Consider the following 21,355-nt stretch of genomic DNA (forward strand, 5'->3'; position numbering starts at 1 on the left):
CAACATTATACGTGATAAATTCTTTATCCGACAAGGGGAAAATGATCATGGTGTTGAATATTTCTGGAAACAAGACTTGGAGGCAGCTGTGGATACCTTTGCAGAAATAATTGTCAGTATACGTCACAACAGGCTGGATCGCCCTTTTACCTACCGCGTACCGTCTACGATGGATGTGCGGGTGGGCAGTCGGGTAGTGGTTCCCTTTGGCCCCCAGAGGCTGGAAGGGTTTTGTATAGGCCTGAACACCGATTCTTCACTGTCGGAAACCGATGGAATAAAAGAGATAGAGGAAGTGTTAGATGAAGCACCGCTTCTTACCGAAGAGCTTGTGGATTTGTCGGCCTGGGGCGCTGCCCGTTGGTTGTGCAACCGGGTAGATTTCCTGCAAGCCATGGTTCCCGGCGGGGTGCGCTGGACACAGAGGAAATGGGTGGAGTTTACCGGGGAAGTTGAGCCGGAGAGCCCGTCTTTGTGCTACTTGCGTGATAATGGCCCGGTTAAGATGGCTGCCTGGCTGAAAAGCTTTCCGGAAATGGACCGGCCCGGTGAGTTGCGGCGCCTGCAGCAGGACGGTATAATTAAGCTGAGCCGCCGTGAAACACGGGGAATTGGCAAGAAAAAGATTTTAACCGCATACCTTATCAATGAGGCCGACCAGTCAAAGTTAGGTAACAAACAGGCTTTGGCGGTTGGTATTTTGAAAAAAGGACCCTGTGCTTTAACGGAGTTGGAGAAGCAGGGAGTCAGCCGCGCCACCGTCCGTTCCCTGGAAAAGCGGGGTATTATTAAAACCGAAGAAACTTCCCTGCGCCGGGACCCGTTGGCCGGGGAGCAGTTTATTCCCCAGCAGTCTCTTAGTGCCACTGTGGCTCAGGGGGAAGCGCTGCAGCAAATTGGCGATGCTTTGGCCGGCAACAAGCCCAGGACCGTTCTTTTACACGGAGTAACGGGCAGCGGCAAGACCGAAGTTTATTTGCAGGCCATTGCCGATACCGCTGCAGCCGGCAGGGGCAGTATTGTGCTGGTGCCGGAAATTGCTCTGACTCCGCAGATGATAGAACGTTTTGCCGCCCGCTTCGGTGAACGGGTAGCTGTTTTACACAGTAAACTTTCGGCGGGTGAGAGGTACGATGAATGGTGCCGTATCGCCGCCGGAGAAGCATGGGTGGCAATCGGTGCCCGTTCGGCCATCTTTGCGCCGTTTCGCAATCTGGGGCTTATTATTCTTGACGAAGAGCATGAGTCTACCTACAAGCAGGATGAGGCGCCGCGTTATCATGCCCGGGATATAGCACTTTGGCGTGCAGGGAATCATGATGCCGCCGTTGTGCTGGGAAGTGCCACCCCGGCCTTGGAGTCCTCTTTGCAGGCCAGGCTGGGTAATTACCGGTTGTGTCCACTGCAGGAGCGTATTGCCAACAGGCCTATGCCGCCGGTGGAGATTGTGGACATGCGGCAGGAATTAAAAGACGGCCATCGCAGTATTTTCAGTCGTCCGCTTCTGGCTGCGCTGGAAAAGGTATTTGCTGAAGAAAAGCAGGCTATTTTGCTTCTGAACCGACGCGGTTACGCCACTTTTGTGTTGTGTCGTGAGTGCGGTCATGTGATGCGCTGCACCGGATGCAACGTGGCGTTAAAGTTTCATATGGCTGAGGAAATGCTGCGCTGTCACTATTGTGAACATCAGGAGCCATATCCGCTGACCTGTCCAAAGTGCAGCGGACGATATATCAAGCACTTTGGTACCGGCACCCAGAAGGTGGAGGAAGAGCTGCGCAAGCATTTTCCCCATGTCAGGGTGGCCAGGCTTGATGCGGATACCACTACCCGCAAAGGCGCACATCAGAAGATACTTAATACTTTTAAAAATAAAGAAGCCCATGTCCTAATTGGAACACAGATGGTAGCCAAAGGGCTGGATTTTCCGGATGTGACGCTGGTTGGTGTTATTACTGCCGATACTGCCATTAATTTACCCGATTTCCGGGCAGGCGAGCGGACTTTTCAGCTGCTTACCCAGGTGGCGGGACGGGCAGGCCGTGGTTCTGCCGGCGGTAATGTGGTGGTACAGACCTATACCCCGGAACATTACGCAATTTTAGCGGCTAAAACTCATGATTATGAGGCATTTTATGCAGAGGAGAGCGTAGCCCGCCGGGAATTGGGTTATCCGCCCTTTACCCGCATGGTACGGCTATTGTTATCCGGAGAAGACGAAGCACGGGTTATTGATGCGGCTTCATTTATGGTTTCACTGTTTGAGGGCGATGCAGATATTTTGGGCCCCTCGCCCTGCCCGATAGAAAAGGTACGTGGACAGTTTCGCTGGCAGGTGGTTGTGAGGCACTGTGAACTGGAGCCCCTTTTAGCGGCGGTGGAAGATGCCGCCGAAAAGTTTCGCTGCAGCCCGCCCGCCACAGCAGTGCGACTGTCGGTGGATGTGGATCCGCAAAGCTTATTATAAACAGGCAGACTGTAAAATAGAGAGGAAGATCTGTATATGGCAATCAGAATCATTAGAACAACGGGAGATCCGGTTTTACGGGAGAAGGCTAAAGAAGTGCCTGAGATTACACCTCAGGTAAAAAAGCTTTTGGAGGACATGGTGGAAACCATGTATGATGCAGAAGGCATCGGCCTGGCGGCACCGCAGGTGGGAATCAGCAAGCGTATAATTGTAATTGATGTGCAGGATGAAACCGGGGTTTTAAAACTTATTAACCCGGAGATTATCAGCGGGGAAGGCAAAGAAACGTCGGTGGAAGGATGCCTTAGTTTTCCCGGCGTGGCCGGGGAAGTGGAAAGGGATGAGTCGGTGACCGTCAGGGCACAGGATCCCGACGGCAATACGGTGGAGATATGTGCCTCCGGCTTGTTGGCCCGGGCATTTCAGCACGAAATTGATCACCTGGACGGCATACTGTTTGTGGACAAAGTCACCCGATTGCTTGAACAGAAGGAATAGCAGGAGGATTCAATGAAGAATAAGAAAATTATTTTTCTGGGCACACCGGATTTTGCCGTGGCCACGCTGCGTAAGCTTCATGACGCCTTTACCGTGGTGGCGGTGGTAACCCAGCCGGACCGGCCTTCCGGTCGGGGCAAAAAGATGATGGCACCACCTGTAAAACAAGTGGCTCAGGAATTGGGCCTGCCGGTGGAGCAGCCGCAAAAAATTAAAAATGAGCAGTTTCTGCAGTGGTTGAAAAGCCTGGAGCCGGATTTTCTGGTGACCGCAGCGTACGGGCGTATTCTGCCGGGAACCGTCCTTGCGGTACCTAAAATTGCTGCACTTAATGTCCATGCGTCGCTATTGCCCCGCTGGCGCGGAGCGGCGCCCATTCACCGGGCAGTTCTGGCCGGAGATGAAAAAAGCGGTATAACCATTATGCATATGGATGAGGGCATGGATACCGGCGATATGATTCTGCAGCAGGCTGTCCCCATTTCCAATGAACTTACCACAGGAGAGCTCCATGATCAGCTGGCCGCTGTGGGTGGTGACCTGATTGTGGAGGCCATTGAAAAAATCCTGCAGGGCGATGCTCCCCGGGTGTCCCAGGACCAGAGCAAAGCCACGGCGGCTCCTCCCCTTACCCGGGAGGAGGAGCAAATTGACTGGTGCCGGGACACAAAAGAAGTGCATAACCGGGTCCGGGGTATGAATCCCTGGCCGGGGACGTACACTTTTATAGACGGGCAGCGCCTGAAAATCTGGTCCGGCAAACCTGCCGGGGGCAAAGGTAAGCGCTGCGGAGAAGTATTGCGGGCTGATGGTGAAGGTATTTTGGTGGCCACAAAAGACGGTGCATATCTGATTACCAGGCTGCAGCCGCCGGGAAAAAAGCCCATGACAGCCGGTGATTTTTTACGCGGCAATGAGCTGGCAGTGGGAACATTGCTTGGAAAATAAAGCTAAGTTGTAGTAGAATAAGAAGGAAGAGGTGATACCGGTGATTAAAAAACGAATTTATCTGGGGCTTCTGGCGGCCACAATGCTTTTATTTGCCGGTGCCCTCGGTTATATCTGGCTTACATTTTTCCAACAGGACGGAGGCTGGCTGCGCTACATCACCATTGTGGCGGTGGTGGCGGTTTTGGCCTGTTTGATTGTAATCGGACTGGGCTTTGCCGGAATAGTACTGTCTCTGGTGTCGGAGAAGAACATTACTTTTTTAAACAAACCCATGAATTTTACCTTTTCCCTGCTTTATCCTGTGGTGATGTGGCTGGGTAAGGTGTTTAAAATAACCCAGGACAAAATTCAGCGCTCGTTTGTGGAGGTTAACAATCAGCTGGTTAAAGCAAAGCAGGGTAAGCTTACCCCGGACCGGCTGCTTATATTACTTCCCCACTGCCTGCAGGAGCGGGAATGCCCAAACCGGATTACCACCAACACCGAAAACTGTACCCGCTGCGGCCGCTGCCCGGTGGGGGATTTACTGCCGCTTAGCGAGCGTTACGGCGTGCACCTGCGCATTGCCACCGGCGGCACACTGGCCAGGGAAGCGGTAAAGAAGCTGCGCCCCCGCGCTATTGTGGCGGTGGCCTGTGAGCGTGATTTAACCAGCGGTATTCTGGACTGTATCCCGCTGCCGGTGCTGGGCGTAACCAACGATCGACCCCATGGACCGTGCTTTAACACTTATGTGGACCCGGATGCGGTGGAAAAAGCTATTTTATTTTTTATTCAAGGAGGAGAAGGCAATGTATTTCATGTTTCTGCCAATTGAGGCGTTAATTCCCCTGATTCCGGCGCTGATTTTTGCCATGTGGGCCCAGGGACAGGTTAAGTCGGCATACGCCAAATATTCAAAGGTACGCTCCCGTTCCGGTATTACAGGAGCCCAGGCAGCCCGCCGTCTACTGGATTCCGCCGGACTGCAGAATATCCCGGTGGAACAGGGACAGGGCCACCTGACGGATCATTATGACCCTAAGTCCGGTGTGATACGGCTGTCTCCAGGTGTTTATCAAAGCTCCTCTTTGGCAGCTTTGGGCATTGCCGCCCATGAAACGGGCCATGCTATGCAGCACGCCGACGGATATGTGCCCCTTGAGTTTCGCAATAATATCTTCCCGGTAGCAAATTTCGGCTCACGGATGGCTCTGCCGTTATTTTTCATCGGTTTTATATTTTCAGGCGGCGCCCAGGGTGGTGGCCTCAACTGGTTAATGGACGTGGGGATTCTCTTTTTCGCCTTTGCTTTTATTTTTCAGTTGGTCACTTTACCGGTGGAATTTAACGCCTCCAGCCGGGCCGTGGAGCTGTTGGAAGGCGGCGGTTTTATTGGCCGCGAGGAAGTGGGACCCACCCGCAAAGTTTTAAACGCTGCGGCTCTTACCTATATTGCAGCAGCGGCGGTGGCACTTGCCCAGTTAATCCGTCTCCTGATTCTGCGCAACAGCAGAGATTAATATGACCAGAAAACGTAAAATTGACGCCAGGGAAGCCAGTTTGCTGGCGCTGCAGCGGGTGGAGGCAGATGATGCTTACGTTAATCTGGCGCTGGACGAGGTATTATCAAGTCATTCTTTGGATCCCCGTGATAAGCGGCTGGCCGCAGAAATCACCTATGGCGTCATCACCTATAAACTGACGCTGGACTGGTTAATTGAAAAGGTAAGCGGACGCCCTATAAAGAAGCTGGATAAACCGATTCACCAGATTCTGCGAATTGGTTTTTATCAATTGTTCTATCTGGACCGGGTTCCCCCTGCCGCGGCGGTTCATGCCACGGTGGAGTTGGTGAAAAAAGGGAAGAAACGGGGCCTGGCTCCTTTTGTTAACGGTGTGATGCGCGGTGCCCTGCGCAAAAAAGACCATCTGCCCTGGCCCGACAAAAAGAAGGACAGTGCCAATTATCTGTCGGTGAGATATTCTCATCCCCTGTGGTTGGTGCGTCGCTGGCTTAACCGTTATGGCCCCGAAGAGGCAGAAAAGCTGGTGGCGGCCAATAACCAGGCGGCACCGCTTAGCATTCGTGTTAACACGTTGCGGACCGACCGGGATACCTTACTAAGTGAATTAACTGCGGCCGGCGTTGAAGCTGTGCCCAGTACTGTTGTGCCCGAAGGTGCACTGTTAACCCGCAGCGGACGGCTCACCGAACTGGCCCCGTACAGAGAAGGCCGTTTTCAGGTCCAGGGAGAGAGCGCCATGCTCACCTCCCGAGTTCTGGATCCTCAGGCAGGGGATGCGGTTCTTGACGGTTGCAGTGCCCCGGGCGGCAAGACCACCCATCTTGCCCAATTGATGAACAACAGTGGTGATATTCTGGCTCTGGATATCCATCCCCACCGGCTGGAGCTGGTTAAGGCCAACTGCCGGCGAATGGGCGTGGATATTGTGCGCACCCAGTGCCTTGATGCGCGGGAAATTGCCAAAGAAAATCCGGATAGCTTTGATTGCATCCTGCTGGATGTTCCCTGTTCCGGCTTCGGTGTCATCCGGCGCAAACCGGACTTAAAATGGCGCCGCAGCGAAGATGATATCCGTAAGTTGGCCCATGTGCAGTGCGATATGCTAAAAGCTGCTGCTGCCGTTCTTAAACCGGGAGGGACCCTGGTCTACAGCACCTGCACCAACGAACCGGAAGAAACCGATGAAGTGGTGGAAGAACTGTTGAAGAATCAGGATGATATGGTGCCCGATGACCTGCGGCCGTACCTGCCACAAGACTGGCAGCAGGATGCAGGAAAAACCGGAATCCATTTGCTGCCCCATATCCATGGGGTGGACGGTTTTTTTATCAGCAGGCTTAAAAAAATATAAAAGCTTGTTAACTACTGCAGCGGTCCTTTGGGGGCCGCGTTGCTTTTTCAAGGCTATTTTGATATACTTGGTGCAGGATTTTGCAGACTTTTAAGGACGTGTGTCAGATAAATGGACAAAGTGAATCTGCTGGAACTTTCCACCAGCGAGCTGCAGGAATTCTTCCAAAGTCTGGGCCAACCGGCCTTCCGGGCCAAACAGGTTATGGACTGGCTTTATCAACAGGGAGCTCAGACATTTAACGAGATGACCAACCTGCCCAAGGGTTTGCGAGAACAACTGGCCCAGAAAGCTGTGCCTGGGTTTTTGAGTGTGGTGACTGAGCAGGTATCTGAGGACGGCACGGAGAAATATTTATTCGCCCTGCCCGACGGCCAGACGGTGGAGACGGTGGTGCTGCCCTATGATATCGGCTTTAGCGCCTGCATTTCCACCCAGGTTGGCTGTAAAATGGGCTGTTTATTTTGTGCTTCCGGCTTACCCGGGTTTGTGCGCAATTTAACGGCGGCTGAAATCATGGCCCAGGTCCTGCAGGTGAAAAATGCACTGCGCAAACGGGGCAAAGAATTAAAAAGCCTGGTGCTGATGGGCTCCGGCGAGCCCCTTGACAATTTCAGGGAAACCATCGCTTTTCTGGAGGCGGTGCGTGATCCGCAAAAGCTGGCCATGAGCCTGCGGCATGTGACTTTGTCCACATCAGGACTGGTGCCAAAGATTGAGGAGTTAGCCAAGCTGGGCTGGCCGCTGAATCTGGCAGTTTCATTGCATGCTTCCAACAACCGTGTACGTGATAAGATTATGCCCGTCAATAAAACGTACCCGCTGGAGCCGTTGCTGAGCGCCTGTGATACCTATAGCCGGGCCACCGGCCGCCGGGTAACGTATGAATACATCCTGATTGACCGTTTAAACGATAAGACCGAGCATGCCAAAGAGCTGGCCTCCCTCCTTAAGGGAAGGCTGTGCCATGTGAACCTGATTCCTCTAAACGCTGTGGATGAGTTGGGCTTAAAGCCCAGTCCGCAGAATACGGTGAAGCAGTTTAGGGATACGCTGCGGCAAAAGGGTGTTAATGTTACCGTCCGCCGTAAATTGGGTGCCGATATAGCTGCTGCCTGCGGGCAGCTGCGCAACGAATATCTTGGGGAGTGCTGACAAGGCAAGGGGTGAAAATATTGAAAGCCGCAGGAATCAGTGATCGGGGAATAGTGCGGGATAACAACGAAGATTCTTATCTTATTCATCAGGAAGGGCCTTTGAGCCTGTTTGCCGTGGCAGACGGCATGGGTGGCCACGCCGCCGGTGAAGTAGCCAGTTCGCTGGCACTGGATATGGTTCGCCGCTATCTTGCCGACAGAGAGGAAGAGGTTGTCCGCGCTGCCAAGCAGGGAAAGACCTTGCAGCCTATACTCACCGAAGTATTGACCCGGGCCAACCAAGACGTCCTTGAGGCCGGCAACGGAAACTCTCAGTATAACGGTATGGGAACCACTGTAACGTTGGTTCTTTGTGTATCCGGACAGTTTTGGCTGGGCCACATCGGCGACAGCCGGGCTTATTGTATCAATAAGCAGGAAATTCGCCGGGTAAGTGTTGATCATACCCTGGTATCCCAGCTAATCCGTTCCGGTCAGATCAGCGAAGAAGACGGAGAGAATCATCCGCAGCGAAATATTCTTACCCAGGCTCTGGGGACCGATGAAAATCCCCAGTTTGATATTAAGCAGGTTGAACTTATGCCTGGTGAAATTCTATTACTTTGCAGCGATGGTCTGTACGGTTTGGTTAACGAGAGTGAGTTGTTCTCTGCTGTCCACGCAGCTGAACCACTGGAAGATATTTTGCGTAAGTTAGTGGCTCTGGCCAATGAACGCGGCGGCACCGACAACATAACCGCCGTTGTGGTTCAAGCATGAAGAGCTGCCTGGAAGGACTTGAGGTGAGGAAATGATAGGGAAGATTCTGGGGAACCGCTATCAGGTGGTTGAAAAAATAGGAGACGGTGGCACGGCCTTTGTCTATAAAGGGATGGACAATTTGCTAAACCGTCATGTGACAGTAAAGGTTTTACGTCCTGAGTATGTGAGCGACCAGGATTTTGTGCGTCGTTTCCGCAGGGAGGCTCAGGCTGCGGCCGGTTTGTCTCATCCAAATATTGTGAGTATCTATGATGTTGGCTTTGAAGAAGGTATTCACTATATTGTGATGGAGTATATCGAGGGTCAGTCCTTAAAAGAGCTGATAAATGATATGGGTGAACTTCCGGTTCGCATGGCTGTGGAGTATGCCGCTCAGATTGGCCATGCGCTGGAGAAAGCCCATAAGCACGGAATTGTCCATCGCGATGTAAAGCCCCATAATATTTTAATCAGCGAAGACGGGCGGGTTAAGGTCACCGATTTTGGCATTGCCCAGGCTGTCACCGCATCCACCATGACCTATAACGGCGCCATTTTGGGTTCTGTACATTATTTTTCTCCGGAGCAGGCCAGTGGAGGCCAAACCGGAGAAAAGTCAGATATTTATTCTTTGGGGGTAGTCCTTTATGAAATGCTGACGGGACAAGTCCCCTTCAGCGGTGAATCCCCTGTTTCCATTGCGGTGAAACATCTGCAGGAGCCTTTTCCCCGTCCACGGGAAGTAAATCCTGAAATACCGGAAAAGGTGGAGCGGATTATCCGCAAAGCGGTGGAAAAGGATCCGGAGAACCGTTTCCGCAGTGCCAAGGAGATTTCTGCAGAGCTCTCCAACTGGCTTGCCGGCCGGGAAGAATCCCAGGCCATTATGCCGGTAAACGATAATGAGGTTGACCAAACCAGGCGGGAGTCCCGCCCCAAAACTAAAAAGAAACTAAAACCCATTCACTGGGTGGCCATTATTGCCGGAGTTTTGTTGCTGGCCGGCCTTATTTTCGGCATTGCTTTTCTGCGCAACTACCTGATTGTCCCTGATGTAACGGTCCCGGATGTGGAGGGAGAGCCTTTAACCCGCGCTCAACAAATGCTCAGAGAAGCGGGGCTTAACTACCGCGTAACCGAGGAAGGGGAGCCCAGTTTAACCGTCCCCGCCGGGCATGTTCTGCGCCAGGATCCGGAGCCGAACCGGACCGTTAAGCAGGACAGAGAAATTATTCTCACACTGAGCGCCGGTCCGGATTTGGTGGAAGTGGACAATGTGGTGGGCCGCATGCGGCGGGAAGCTACGTTGCAGTTGGAAGCCAGCGGCTTTGAAGTGGAAGTGGAAGAGCGTTACAGTGATGAACCGCCGGGCAGAGTTATTTCCCAGGATCCCAGCGGCGGTCATCGGATAACCCGTGGCTCAACTGTCACCATTGAGGTAAGTATCGGCGGCAGGCCTTTTGAGCTGCGTGATCTGCGCGGACTTACATTGGATGATGCCAGAAACTGGCTGAATCTATATGACCTGGAAATCGGCCATGTCAGAGAAGAGCACAACGATGATTATGCTGCCGGCGTGGTAATCGGACAGCACCCTGACCCGGGTGAAGAGGTACAGTCGGGAGACCGGGTGGATTTAACCGTCAGCAAAGGACCGGATCAGGTTGAGTTGGAGCAGCACGAAATACGGATAAATACCGACGACATTCCCTTAGAAGAAGAAGTGACGGTAATTATCCGCGATGCGTACGGTGAACGCACCGAAGAATATATCAATGACGGTGAGCCCATTGAGACATTTGGCTGGGGCAGCGGTGAAGTGGAAGTGCGTTGGCAGGATAATGTGGAAACACAGTCATTTCCCTAAAAAGCAGGCCAAGAGGTGATGAACACTGCAAGGAATAATCATCAGGGCAGTAGGCGGTTTTTATGATGTGCAAAGCGATGAGGGTGCCGTTGTACGCTGCCGTGCCCGCGGTCGCTTTAAAAAAGAAGGAACCACCATTCATGCCGGGGATCGTGTCCGCTTCACCTTCCTTTCCGAGACGGAGGGAGTTTTGGAAGAGGTAAAACCCCGGGAGTCTTTTTTGGTGCGCCCGCCTGTAGCCAACGTGGATCAGGTGATGATTGTCTGTGCACCTCAGGATCCGCCGCTGTCACTGCAGCTATTGGACCGTTTGCTGGTATTGGCTGAGAGCCAGCGCTTACGGTCTGTAATCTGCATGAATAAAGACGACCTTCCCCATGATAAGGAAAGCGCCTTGCGGGATCTCTACGGCGGTGCCGGTTATACTGTTTTGTTTACCAGTGCCCTTTACGGGCAAGGTATAGAAGATGCAAAACAACAGCTTTGTAAGCGAATTACCGTTTTAGCCGGACCTTCCGGCGTGGGAAAATCCTCCCTTTTAAACCGGATTCAACCGGGGCTGCAGCTAAAAACTGCGGAAATATCTGAGAAGTCCAAACGGGGACGGCATACTACCCGTCACGTTGAGCTTTTGACTTTGGACTGCGGCGGGTTGGTGGCCGATTCACCGGGCTTTAGTCAACTGGATCTTTCCGGAGTGGCCAGTGAGGAACTTCCTTTCTTTTTCCCTGAATTTCAGGACTTCTCACCGCAGTGTCGTTTCAAAAGCTGTAAACATTATAATGAACCGGACTGCGCAGTAAAGGACGCGCTGGAAAGAGGAGAGATTGCGTCGTCCCGTTATAATAATTATCTTGTCTTTCTGGAAGAAGTTATGGCACAGGAGAGGAGCTATTAATATGGTTAAGATTGCACCGTCTTTATTATCCGCCGATTTTTCCCGCCTGGCGGATGACGTTAAAAAAGTTGAAGAAGGCGGGGCTCACTGGCTTCATTTTGATGTGATGGACGGCCATTTTGTCCCCAATCTGACCATGGGCCCCCAGGTGGTGAAATCCCTGCGCAATAAGACCGACCTTTATTTTGACGTACATTTAATGATTGAGAATCCGGAAAATTATCTGGAAGCGTTTGCCAAAGCCGGCGCCGACTCCATTACCGTTTCGGCAGAAGCCTGTACCCATCTGCACCGCATTTTGCAGATGACCCGTGGTTTAGGTGTAAAGGCGGGTGTAGCACTTAATCCGGCCACACCGCTGTCGGTGATTGAATATGTTTTGGATGATGTGGACCTGGTCTTGATTATGAGTGTAAATCCCGGTTTCGGCGGACAGAAATTTATCCCCGCCGCTGTTCCCAAGATCCGTGCTTTAAGAGAAATGCTGGGAGAGCGCCCCGTGGACATTCAGGTGGACGGCGGCATCAATGCTGAAACCGCGCCTGTGGTACGGGATGCGGGAGCTTCGGTTTTGGTGGCCGGAACCGCCGTGTTTGGTGAACCTGATGTGATTCAGGCCATAAAAATGCTGCAGACAGAAAAAAAGTTGGTATAAACCGTACTTTATGCTATAATAAATTTCAGATATTCCTTCAGGGTCAGGTGAGAAGGCAAAGTCCTTCAATTCCGAACCGGCGGTATAGCCCGCGAGCACTAAGCTGATCCGGTGAAATTCCGGAGCCGACAGTATAGTCTGGATGGGAGAAGGAGTTATGTTTCCTATGTCATCAAAAACCCTGGGGATTCCCGGGGTTTTTATTTTACTACCACGCGCCTGGGGGAACTGAATAAGCGTGACTTCTTAAAAAAAATGATGGTGAGGTGTAGAGTAAACAATGGATGCAGACGAACGGTATATGTGGCTGGCACTTGATCTGGCAGCACAGGGGCAGGGTACTACCAGCCCTAATCCCATGGTGGGAGCAGTTTTGGTCAAGGATGGTGAAACGGTAGGTACAGGTTATCACCAGAAAGCCGGCGGACCACATGCCGAAATCATTGCCCTGGAAGAAGCAGGAGAAGCTGCCCGGGGAGCCACGCTGTATGTAACACTGGAACCCTGCTCCCATACCGGAAAAACACCGCCATGTGTGGACCGGATTATCGCCGCCGGTGTCAGGAAAGTGGTGGTGGCCATGCAGGATCCCAATGAGTTGGTAAACGGCCTGGGTTTAAAGAAACTTCAGGAAGCAGGAATAAAGGTTAAAAGCGGTGTGCTGGAAGAAAAAGCTCTCCGCCTGAATGAAGTTTTTGTCAAATATATTACCAGCAGACGACCCTTTGTGACCATGAAAGCTGCCATGACCATGGACGGTAAGATTGCCACCCGTACCAAAGCTTCCCGCTGGATATCCGGGGAACGCTCCCGAGAATTCGGTCATCGACTCCGGCACCATACTGATGCCATTATGGTGGGTATCGGGACACTTTTGGCGGATAACCCCAGCCTCACCACCCGGTTGCCGGAAGGAGGCAAAAATCCGCTGCGGATTGTGGTGGACAGTAAGGCCAACACCCCGCTGGACAGTAAGGTAGTGGCGGAAAATCCGGAAAAAACGCTGATTTTCGTTACGGATCTGGCAGACCAAGAGCGGATATCTGCACTGCAGGCCAAAGGTGTGGGAGTGGAAGTGCTACCAGCCGACCCGGAGGGAAGGGTGCCTCTGGACCTGTTAATGGATAACCTGGGCAAACATGAGATTAGTTCGGTACTGGTGGAAGGCGGCAGTGTGCTCAATTATTCGCTTTTAGCCAGCGGGCTTGTTGATAAAGTTTACTTTTTTATGGCGCCGTTGATTTTCGGTGGCGATACCGCTCCCACACCGGTGGGAGGAACAGGTGTGGCAACTGTGGAAGAAGCATGGCATGTAAAGGATATTGAAATCAGCCATTATGATACAGATTTATTAATTACCGGATACATTGCATACAAAAAATAAAAACTAAGGGGGGTAGCCATGTTTACCGGTATCGTAGAAGAGCTGGGAACTGTTAAGACGTTGTCGGTCCGGGGTGATGCGGGGAAGTTAAGTGTTAAAGCAAAACAGGTGCTAACCGATGTGCGTCTGGGTGACAGCATAGCCGTTAACGGCGTTTGTCTCACCGTAACATCGTTTTCCGCTCAGGAATTTGTGGCGGACGTAATGCCTGAAACCCTCCGCAAGACAAATCTGTTGCAACTGCAGGGCGGTGACCCTGTAAACCTGGAACGGGCATTGGCTTTGGGAGGCCGGCTGGGCGGACATCTGGTCAGCGGCCATGTTGACGGTGTGGGCGCCATTGTGGAAAAGCGGCCGGAGGGAAATGCGGTGATTTATCGCATCAGTGCTCCGCCGGAAGTACTGCGTTATATTATCGCCAAGGGCAGTGTGGCCATTGACGGTATTTCTCTTACCGTGGCCGATGTCTCTTCCGAGGCATTTTCTGTCTCCGTCATCCCGCATACCGCCTCAGTTACCACGCTGGGGTATAAAAAAGAAGGGGATGCGGTGAATCTGGAAAACGACATGATTGGAAAATATGTGGAGCGTTTACTGTCTGCACACCGGGAAGACGGGCAGAAAACAGATATCTCCATGGAACTACTTAAAGCCAATGGTTTTCTTCAATAACTGAGGAGTGAAAAAGATGAAATTCAATACCATCGAAGAAGCAATTGAAGATTTGAAACAGGGAAAGATGCTTATTGTAGTGGATGATGAGGACCGGGAAAATGAAGGTGATCTGTTGATGGCCGCTGAAATGGCCACGCCGGAAGCCATCAATTTCATGGCTAAGTTCGGCCGTGGTCTGATTTGTGTTCCCATGCAGGAAGCCAGGATTAATGAGCTGGATTTGCCTCCCATGGTAACAAACAATACTGATCCTCACTGTACCGCCTTTACCGTTTCCGTGGATGCCATGGATACCACCACAGGTATTTCGGCAAAGGAAAGGTCACAGACCGTCCAGGCGCTTTTGGATGACAACACAAAGCCCCAGGACCTGCGGCGCCCCGGCCATATTTTCCCGCTAAAGGCCATGGACGGCGGTGTACTGCGCCGTGCCGGCCATACCGAAGCTGCGGTGGATTTGGCGTCTTTGGCAGGCCTTTATCCTGCCGGTGTAATTTGCGAGATTATGGATGAAGACGGTACCATGGCCCGTGTTCCGCAATTAATGGATTTTGCCAAAGAGCATGACTTAAAAATTATTACCATTGCCGATTTAATTAAGTACCGGATGCACAAGGACCAGCTGGTGTGGCGCGCTGCTGAGGCGCACCTGCCCTCAGAATTCGGTGATTTTAAGATTATCGTTTATGCCAACACCGTGGACAACCTGGAGCATCTGGCCATTGTCAAAGGCGATATTAATCCGGAAGCGCCCACTTTGGTGCGTGTGCACTCCGAGTGTATGACCGGGGACGTCTTTGCCTCACAGCGCTGCGACTGTGGTTCACAGTTGGCCGCCGCACTGCAGATGATTGAGGAAGAAGACCGCGGCGTGCTGGTTTATATGCGTCAGGAAGGACGGGGCATCGGTCTTGTTAATAAGATTCGCGCCTATGCCCTGCAGGATCAGGGCAGGGATACGGTGGAGGCCAATGAAGACCTGGGCTTTGCCCCTGACTTGCGTGACTATGGCCTTGGTGCACAGATTTTGGTGGATCTGGGCGTGCGCAAAATCCGTTTGATGACCAATAACCCGCGTAAAATCAGGGGGCTGGAAGGCTACGGGCTAACCATCGAACAACGTGAACCCCTGGAGATTCCCGCCTGCGAACACAGTCATGATTACCTGTCTACCAAAAAGCAGAAGCTGGGCCATATGTTAACAAAACGGTGCCTGTAGGTACAAAAATTTCCCGTTAGGAGTGTTTACAATGTCAAAACTATATGAAGGTCAATTAGTAGCAAAGGATTTTAAATTTGGGATTGTGGTCGGACGTTTTAACGAGTTTATTTCCAGCAAGCTCTTAGGTGGCTGTCTTGACGCACTGAAAAGGCATGACGCCCAAGATGCCAATGTTGAGGTTGCCTGGGTGCCCGGAGCGTATGAAGTTCCTCTGGTAGCCCAGAAAATGGCCAACACCGGCCGTTATGATGCGGTTATCTGCCTGGGCGCGGTAATCCGTGGTGCCACTCCCCATTTTGAATTTGTCTCCAGTGAAGTGGCCAAAGGTATTGCCAAGGTTTCCCTGGACAGCGGAGTTCCGGTTATTTTCGGCGTCTTAACCACCGATACGCTGGAGCAGGCCATTGAACGGGCCGGAACAAAAGCCGGCAACAAAGGCTGGGATGCCGCCATGAGCGCCATTGAGATGGCAGACCTGCTCAAGAAAATCGGTTAACCCTAGATTAACGGGAAGTGGGTGATGGCGTGGACATAAAGGAAAAAGAACTGGTGGCCCGCTGTCAACGGGGCGATTTGTCCGCGTACGATGAATTGATGAAGTGCTATGAACAAAAAGTATATGCGCTTTGTTTCCGCATGTCGGGAAACCACACCGATGCGCAGGATTTGGCCCAGGAGGCGTTTCTAAAAGCCTTCCGGGCCTTGCCTTCCTTTAAGGGGCAGTCACAGTTCTCTACCTGGCTGTATCGCATTGTTACCAACACCTGCCTGGACGAGCGCCGCCGTCAGGCGAGAAGGCCTGGCTTAGTCTCCATGGATAAGCCTTTGGATACAGATGACGGCCAGATTGCCGTTACTTTGCCGGACAAAGGTCCGGATCCTTTAAGCGAGGCGCTTAACAGCGAATTGCAGGCAGAAATTCAAGAGCTTTTATCCAGGCTGCCTGCCGGGCAGCGCATTGTTGTGGTGATGCGGGACCTGGAAGGTTACAGCTATGACGAGATTGCCGCCGTACTTGATGTGAACATCGGGACGGTAAAATCCCGCCTCAATCGTGCCCGCGCCCGTCTGCGCGACCTTTACCTGAAAAAAGAGGAACATTTTACACCGGTTGTGCATCTAAAAGGTAAAGGGGGGTTGAGCCATGACCTGTGATGCCGTACGTGAAAGCATGTGTGAATATCTCGACGGCCTGTTGGACGAAGATGAAAAACAGGCGTTTAAAGCGCATTTGGACCAATGCGGTGATTGCCGGGAGGAAGCGGAACAACTGCGGACAACAATGGATTGGATGAAGCAGGCAGAAGAGGTTACACCTCCTGCGGGTCTGCGGCAAAATGTACTGGCTGAGCTCTCCGGAGAGCAAAAGAGACGTTCCCGCCAAAGCTCCGGGGTGTTTCAGTTTGTTGCTGCCGCCGCTGTCTTTATTATGCTGGTGGCCGCCAACGTACTGCCGCTGCAGCCGGATATGCTGACGGCAGACGAGGCTCCCCTCATTGTTGCTGAAGATGAAGGGCGCTTGGAGTCCTTCGGTATGGCTGAAGAGGAAGTTTCCTCACAGGAGTTAGGGATACAGGGTAATAACATGGACGATGATGCCAGGGATGCCGGTGACATGAACAGCCAGCCTTTGTTGGATGATACAGATACCGCCACAGTTAATTGGCAGCTTATCTTAAATGTTCTACTGGTACCGCTTTTTGTGGGACTGGTTTGGTGGGCGGTAAAGAAAAGAAGGGAGGCTTTGCCTTGAAAGAAAAGGGCACATTCCTGATTATTGACGGCAGCAGCCTGCTGTACCGCGCATTTTTTGCCCTGCCGCTATTACAGACGCGGCAGGGTTTATATACAAATGCCGTGTATGGTTTTACCTCCATGCTCTTAAAAGTGCTGGATGAGGAGAAGCCGGATTATGCAGTGGTGGCTTTTGACAAAGCGGCCCCTACTTTCCGGCATAAAGAATACAGCGAGTATAAAGGAAAGCGGGATAAAACACCGGGTGAGTTAAACGAGCAGATTTCACATGTCAGGGAAGTTCTTGCCGCTTTGCATATCCCCATTGTGGAAACAGAAGGTTATGAAGCCGATGACCTTATCGGTACCATGGCTAAAAACGCCCGGGACATAGATATCCGGCCGCTTATTGTCAGCGGTGACGCCGATATTTTTCAACTGGTGGATATCCCCGCCGAGGTGATTTATACTAAACGCGGCATTACCCAGGTGGAGCGCTACAATGAAGATAAACTGCAGGAGCGCTACGGCTTAACGGCAGAGCAGTATATTGATTTTAAAGGCTTAAAAGGGGATCCCTCCGACAATATTCCCGGAGTCCCCGGTGTGGGAGAGAAGACGGCCATTAAGCTGCTGAAGCAGTTTGGGACACTGGAGAAGATTTATGAAAATATGGATGAACTAAAGGGCAAACTGCGTGAGAACCTGACACAATATAAAGAGCAGGCTTTTTTAAGCAAAAGGCTGGCCACCATCGTCAAAGATGTGCCCATGGAAGAGAGCATTAAGGATTTTGCCAGGCAGGAACCGGACAGCGATGAGCTGCGCCGGCTTTTTGAGCAGCTGGAATTTAAGAGCCTGTTGGAGAAACTTCCCGCAGACGGGGAAAGTGAGGAAACAAAGCAAAAAGAAACTGCCGAGCCCTCTTATCTGGTGGAAGGTGAAGAAGGTTATGCCGAATTACGCGCTGCCATGGAGAAGGCCACCAAGGTGGCTGTCCTTGTTCTGCCCGTGGGTGTATCCTGGCAGGAGAAGCCGGAAGGTTTTTCTGTGGCGGTGGCGGACAAAACTTACTATTTACCTATAACCGGCGAAAATGAGCTGAGTAAAATAATGGAGCTTTTGACCGGTCATCAGGCACTCACTGTGGTTTATGACGCCAAAACCTGGCATAATCTGAGCGCAGTGGCCTCCGATACTGCTGTCTTTGACGTATCCCTTGCCGCCTACCTGTTGGATCCGCTGGAGAACGGTTATCCACCCCAAAAACTGGCTGCCAGGTACTTGGACAGAATTTTGCCTGAGGAGCCCAAAAAGAAAAAGGGCGAAGCAGTTTGTAACCGGGATTTTTCCTGTGCTGCAGTGCGCACGCTGTATGATCTTTACCCCTTGCTGGATGAAAAATTAAAAGAGGCTTCACTGGACCATCTTTATGAAGATTTGGAACTGCCCCTGGCATACACGCTGGCCAGGATGGAAAGGACCGGAGTGGCGGTGGATTTACAGGCTTTGGATGCCATGAAGACAGAATTCCGGGAGCGAATCGGCGCCTTGGAGCAGGAAATATACAGCTTGGCCGGTGAAGAGTTTAATCTCAATTCACCCAAGCAGCTGGGGCAAATCCTTTTTGATAAGCTGGGGTTGCCGGCGCTTAAAAAAACAAAGACCGGTTATTCCACCGATGCCAAAGTGCTGGAAGAGCTGGCGCCTCATCATGAAGTGGTGGCAAAAATCCTAAAGTACCGGACTCTGATTAAAATTCTGACCACATACCTGGAGGGGCTCTCCAAACTGGTGAATGAACAAACCGGCCGTATACATACTCACTTTAATCAGACTGTGACGGCAACGGGCCGGCTAAGCAGTACCGAACCCAATCTGCAAAACATTCCCATCCGCCTGGAGGAAGGACGTCGGGTGCGCCGGGCATTTGTTCCCGGGAAAAAGGGCAACTTACTTCTATCCGCCGATTATTCACAGATTGAGCTACGCATCCTGGCTCATGTATCCAAAGACCCGGTTCTTATCGATTCCTTTAGAAAAGAGGAAGATATTCATCGCCGTACAGCAGCGGAAGTGTTTGGAGTCCTGCCCGAAGATGTAACCCCTGAGCTGCGTGACCGGGCTAAAGCGGTAAACTTTGGCATTGTTTATGGTATCAGTGATTACGGCCTTTCTCAGCAGCTGAAAATCCCGCGGCAGGAAGCCAAGGAATATATCAGCCGTTATTTTGAGAGGCTGCCCGGTGTGCGGGATTTCATTCATAACGTGGTGGAGGATGCCAAAAAGAACGGATATGTGACAACCCTGCTGAACCGCCGACGCTACCTCCCTGATATTAACGCCAAAAATTTTAACCAGCGCAGTTTTGCCGAACGGACCGCCATGAATACTCCTATTCAGGGCACTGCCGCCGACATCATCAAGCTGGCCATGCTCCGGGTTGAAGAGGCGCTGGCAGGGATGGATGATGTGCAGATGGTTTTGCAGGTTCATGATGATTTGGTCTTTGAAGTAAAAGAAGAGTCCTTAATAAATGTGGCCCGGCTGGTTAAAAAACAGATGGAAAGTGCCCTGGAGTTAGCGGTGCCTCTTACCGTGGATGTAAAAGCCGGCTTAAACTGGGCTGAAATGAATAAAGTCAATTTGTAAACAGGAGTGACATTATGCCGGAATTGCCTGAAGTGGAAACGATTCGCTGCGGCCTGGAACAGGTCCTTCCCGGACGAGTGTTTGCAGCGGTGGAAATAGGTTATGGCGGCTCCATAAAAGATCCGGCAGCCGCAGATGTGATGACCCGCCTGCCGGGAAAGCGCGTTACCGGCACAGGCCGGCGGGGGAAATACCTGCAGATCTTTCTGGATGATGACAGCGTACTGGTTATACATCTGCGCATGACCGGTCAACTGGTGTTTAATGAAGGAGCGGCGGTAACAGACAAGCACACCCACGTGGTATTTTCCTTTACCGACGGCAGTACCCTGGCCTTTTCCGATATCCGCAAATTCGGTACCATCTGGTGGGTGCCCATCAGCAGGCTGGACCACATTAAAGGCCTGGCCACCCTGGGCCCCGAACCATTGTCGGCGGACTTTCATTTTTCTTATCTGAACCGGGAAGTGGAGAAGAGGACGGTAACTATCAAGGCCCTTCTTTTAAATCAGCAGTTTCTGGCGGGTCTGGGTAATATTTATGCTGATGAAATCCTGCACCGCGCCCAAATTCTTCCCCAGCGCAAGGCCAGATCCCTCTCCCGTCAGGAACGCCAGCATCTGTTTTCAGCCATCCGTGAGGTATTGGCTGAAGCCATAGAATGCCGGGGGACCTCCATGAGTGACTACCGGGATTCGGCGGGCGCTTTGGGCGAGTTTCAAAATCGTCTGCAGGTCTATGGACGCCGTGATCAGGATTGTCCCCGCTGCCAAAAAAAAATCAGCCGCAGCAAAGTGGCGGGCCGTGGCACTCATTACTGTACAAGCTGTCAACATTAACAGAATCTAAAAGAGATTAATTTAAGCGCCGGTCAACCCGGCGCTTTTGCACTCTTTTTAGCTACTTCCATAATATATAGTACTTGTAGTAAAGGAGGTAGCAAGAGTGCCGTTTGTCTCTGTTATTATGCTGGGAATGGCCGTCTCCTTCGACGGCTTTGGCGTCGGCTTTGCTTACGGGCTGCGCCGGGTACATATCCCCCCCTGGTCACTGTTAATTATCTGTTTGTCTTCTGCGCTGTCGGTTTTTGTCTCCATGCAGGCCGGAAGCATGATTGCCAAATTATTTAGTCCCCAGATAGCTTCAATAATTGGGGGAATAATGCTGATGGCAGTGGGATTTATCATCATCAGGCAGTCCCTGGCGGAGTCCGAGGCAGAAAAGAGCCGGCCTGTCAAAAGCAATGAAGGCAGAGGATATAATTATTTCTCCGGCGTACTGCGTGAACCAACCCGGGCCGACTTTGATTGCTCCGGTGTAATCACCGGTAAGGAAGCGGTGGTGCTTGGTGTAGCCCTGGCCATGGATGCCTTTGCCGCCGGTTTCGGAGCAGCCATGATGGGTTTTGCCCCGCTGGCCACATCCGTAGTGGTGGGAGTAACAAAACTGGTTCTGGTATCCGCCGGCCTGTGTCTGGGGCGGCGCTACTCCCAAAGTGTTTCCGGAGAGCGGGCTGCTGTATTTGCCGGCCTGGCGCTTATGGTACTGGGAGTTGCCGCTCTGCTTGGACTATAGAAAAAAGCCCCGTTATA

The 21,355-nt window shown here is 52.0% G+C and carries 20 protein-coding genes and 1 riboswitch; all 20 genes read left to right on the forward strand.

Annotation, left to right across the window (positions count from 1 at the left end):
- Positions 1–88 precede the first annotated feature (88 nt).
- Complete coding sequence (priA, locus tag DEALDRAFT_RS11645; protein WP_008517666.1) at positions 89–2,467, forward strand: primosomal protein N'; 2,379 nt, start codon at positions 89–91, stop codon at positions 2,465–2,467.
- A 36-nt stretch (positions 2,468–2,503) separates the two neighbouring features.
- Complete coding sequence (gene def, locus DEALDRAFT_RS11650; protein ID WP_008517669.1) at positions 2,504–2,968, forward strand: peptide deformylase; 465 nt, start codon at positions 2,504–2,506, stop codon at positions 2,966–2,968.
- Between the two features lie 12 nt (positions 2,969–2,980).
- Positions 2,981–3,916 carry a methionyl-tRNA formyltransferase gene (gene fmt / locus DEALDRAFT_RS11655; RefSeq protein ID WP_008517671.1) on the forward strand — a complete coding sequence of 312 codons (936 nt, stop codon included), beginning with the start codon at positions 2,981–2,983 and terminating at the stop codon, positions 3,914–3,916.
- Positions 3,917–3,956: 40 nt separating this feature from the next.
- Complete coding sequence (locus tag DEALDRAFT_RS11660; RefSeq protein ID WP_243441161.1) at positions 3,957–4,736, forward strand: DUF116 domain-containing protein; 780 nt, start codon at positions 3,957–3,959, stop codon at positions 4,734–4,736.
- The gene (locus tag DEALDRAFT_RS11665; RefSeq protein WP_008517674.1) at positions 4,711–5,421 is read left to right on the forward strand and encodes a zinc metallopeptidase; all 711 of its coding nucleotides are present in this window, start codon (positions 4,711–4,713) and stop codon (positions 5,419–5,421) included. Before DEALDRAFT_RS11660 ends, DEALDRAFT_RS11665 begins: the two co-directional genes overlap by 26 nt.
- Before the next feature lies 1 nt (position 5,422).
- Positions 5,423–6,778, forward strand: coding sequence for a 16S rRNA (cytosine(967)-C(5))-methyltransferase RsmB (rsmB, locus tag DEALDRAFT_RS11670; protein ID WP_008517675.1), 1,356 nt, complete (start codon positions 5,423–5,425; stop codon positions 6,776–6,778).
- A gap of 111 nt (positions 6,779–6,889) precedes the next feature.
- A complete protein-coding gene (rlmN, locus tag DEALDRAFT_RS11675; RefSeq protein WP_008517677.1) occupies positions 6,890–7,933 on the forward strand; it encodes a 23S rRNA (adenine(2503)-C(2))-methyltransferase RlmN in 1,044 nt (347 codons plus the stop codon).
- 20 nt (positions 7,934–7,953) lie between these two features.
- Entirely contained in the window at positions 7,954–8,694 is a 741-nt protein-coding gene (locus DEALDRAFT_RS11680) for a Stp1/IreP family PP2C-type Ser/Thr phosphatase (protein WP_008517679.1), read from the forward strand.
- A gap of 31 nt (positions 8,695–8,725) precedes the next feature.
- Complete coding sequence (gene pknB / locus DEALDRAFT_RS11685; RefSeq protein ID WP_008517680.1) at positions 8,726–10,543, forward strand: Stk1 family PASTA domain-containing Ser/Thr kinase; 1,818 nt, start codon at positions 8,726–8,728, stop codon at positions 10,541–10,543.
- 40 nt (positions 10,544–10,583) lie between these two features.
- On the forward strand, positions 10,584–11,441 hold the full coding sequence (gene rsgA, locus DEALDRAFT_RS11690) for a ribosome small subunit-dependent GTPase A (RefSeq protein ID WP_318026062.1): 858 nt from the start codon (positions 10,584–10,586) through the stop codon (positions 11,439–11,441).
- A gap of 1 nt (position 11,442) precedes the next feature.
- On the forward strand, positions 11,443–12,096 hold the full coding sequence (gene rpe, locus DEALDRAFT_RS11695; protein WP_008517683.1) for a ribulose-phosphate 3-epimerase: 654 nt from the start codon (positions 11,443–11,445) through the stop codon (positions 12,094–12,096).
- A gap of 29 nt (positions 12,097–12,125) precedes the next feature.
- Positions 12,126–12,254, forward strand: a riboswitch (FMN riboswitch).
- 122 nt (positions 12,255–12,376) lie between these two features.
- Positions 12,377–13,480, forward strand: coding sequence for a bifunctional diaminohydroxyphosphoribosylaminopyrimidine deaminase/5-amino-6-(5-phosphoribosylamino)uracil reductase RibD (gene ribD / locus DEALDRAFT_RS11700; protein WP_008517685.1), 1,104 nt, complete (start codon positions 12,377–12,379; stop codon positions 13,478–13,480).
- Positions 13,481–13,498: 18 nt separating this feature from the next.
- Positions 13,499–14,152 carry a riboflavin synthase gene (locus DEALDRAFT_RS11705; RefSeq protein WP_008517686.1) on the forward strand — a complete coding sequence of 218 codons (654 nt, stop codon included), beginning with the start codon at positions 13,499–13,501 and terminating at the stop codon, positions 14,150–14,152.
- A 16-nt stretch (positions 14,153–14,168) separates the two neighbouring features.
- Positions 14,169–15,374 (forward strand): bifunctional 3,4-dihydroxy-2-butanone-4-phosphate synthase/GTP cyclohydrolase II, encoded by a 1,206-nt coding sequence (locus DEALDRAFT_RS11710; protein ID WP_008517688.1) that lies wholly within the window; start codon positions 14,169–14,171, stop codon positions 15,372–15,374.
- 31 nt (positions 15,375–15,405) lie between these two features.
- Positions 15,406–15,873 (forward strand): 6,7-dimethyl-8-ribityllumazine synthase, encoded by a 468-nt coding sequence (gene ribH, locus DEALDRAFT_RS11715; protein ID WP_008517689.1) that lies wholly within the window; start codon positions 15,406–15,408, stop codon positions 15,871–15,873.
- A gap of 29 nt (positions 15,874–15,902) precedes the next feature.
- Complete coding sequence (locus DEALDRAFT_RS11720) at positions 15,903–16,532, forward strand: RNA polymerase sigma factor (protein ID WP_008517691.1); 630 nt, start codon at positions 15,903–15,905, stop codon at positions 16,530–16,532.
- Positions 16,522–17,130, forward strand: coding sequence for an anti-sigma factor family protein (locus tag DEALDRAFT_RS11725; protein ID WP_008517693.1), 609 nt, complete (start codon positions 16,522–16,524; stop codon positions 17,128–17,130). The genes DEALDRAFT_RS11720 and DEALDRAFT_RS11725 overlap by 11 nt, the downstream gene beginning before the upstream one ends.
- Entirely contained in the window at positions 17,127–19,763 is a 2,637-nt protein-coding gene (gene polA, locus DEALDRAFT_RS11730; RefSeq protein ID WP_008517695.1) for a DNA polymerase I, read from the forward strand. Before DEALDRAFT_RS11725 ends, polA begins: the two co-directional genes overlap by 4 nt.
- A 14-nt stretch (positions 19,764–19,777) precedes the next feature.
- Positions 19,778–20,602, forward strand: coding sequence for a bifunctional DNA-formamidopyrimidine glycosylase/DNA-(apurinic or apyrimidinic site) lyase (mutM, locus tag DEALDRAFT_RS11735; protein WP_008517697.1), 825 nt, complete (start codon positions 19,778–19,780; stop codon positions 20,600–20,602).
- Between the two features lie 106 nt (positions 20,603–20,708).
- Positions 20,709–21,338, forward strand: coding sequence for a sporulation membrane protein YtaF (gene ytaF, locus DEALDRAFT_RS11740; protein WP_008517700.1), 630 nt, complete (start codon positions 20,709–20,711; stop codon positions 21,336–21,338).
- The last annotated feature ends 17 nt before the right edge of the window (positions 21,339–21,355 follow it).

Source organism: Dethiobacter alkaliphilus AHT 1 (genome assembly GCF_000174415.1).
Taxonomy (GTDB): domain Bacteria; phylum Bacillota; class Dethiobacteria; order Dethiobacterales; family Dethiobacteraceae; genus Dethiobacter; species Dethiobacter alkaliphilus.

Coding starts and splice junctions, on each gene's coding strand:
- DEALDRAFT_RS11725 (WP_008517693.1), top strand. CDS start 16,522: ATGACCTGTGATGCCGTACGTGAAAGCATGTGTGAATATCTCGACGGC.
- DEALDRAFT_RS11705 (WP_008517686.1), top strand. CDS start 13,499: ATGTTTACCGGTATCGTAGAAGAGCTGGGAACTGTTAAGACGTTGTCG.
- def (WP_008517669.1), top strand. CDS start 2,504: ATGGCAATCAGAATCATTAGAACAACGGGAGATCCGGTTTTACGGGAG.
- pknB (WP_008517680.1), top strand. CDS start 8,726: ATGATAGGGAAGATTCTGGGGAACCGCTATCAGGTGGTTGAAAAAATA.
- ribD (WP_008517685.1), top strand. CDS start 12,377: ATGGATGCAGACGAACGGTATATGTGGCTGGCACTTGATCTGGCAGCA.
- DEALDRAFT_RS11665 (WP_008517674.1), top strand. CDS start 4,711: ATGTATTTCATGTTTCTGCCAATTGAGGCGTTAATTCCCCTGATTCCG.
- DEALDRAFT_RS11710 (WP_008517688.1), top strand. CDS start 14,169: ATGAAATTCAATACCATCGAAGAAGCAATTGAAGATTTGAAACAGGGA.
- fmt (WP_008517671.1), top strand. CDS start 2,981: ATGAAGAATAAGAAAATTATTTTTCTGGGCACACCGGATTTTGCCGTG.
- mutM (WP_008517697.1), top strand. CDS start 19,778: ATGCCGGAATTGCCTGAAGTGGAAACGATTCGCTGCGGCCTGGAACAG.
- ribH (WP_008517689.1), top strand. CDS start 15,406: ATGTCAAAACTATATGAAGGTCAATTAGTAGCAAAGGATTTTAAATTT.
- rpe (WP_008517683.1), top strand. CDS start 11,443: ATGGTTAAGATTGCACCGTCTTTATTATCCGCCGATTTTTCCCGCCTG.
- rsmB (WP_008517675.1), top strand. CDS start 5,423: ATGACCAGAAAACGTAAAATTGACGCCAGGGAAGCCAGTTTGCTGGCG.
- rlmN (WP_008517677.1), top strand. CDS start 6,890: ATGGACAAAGTGAATCTGCTGGAACTTTCCACCAGCGAGCTGCAGGAA.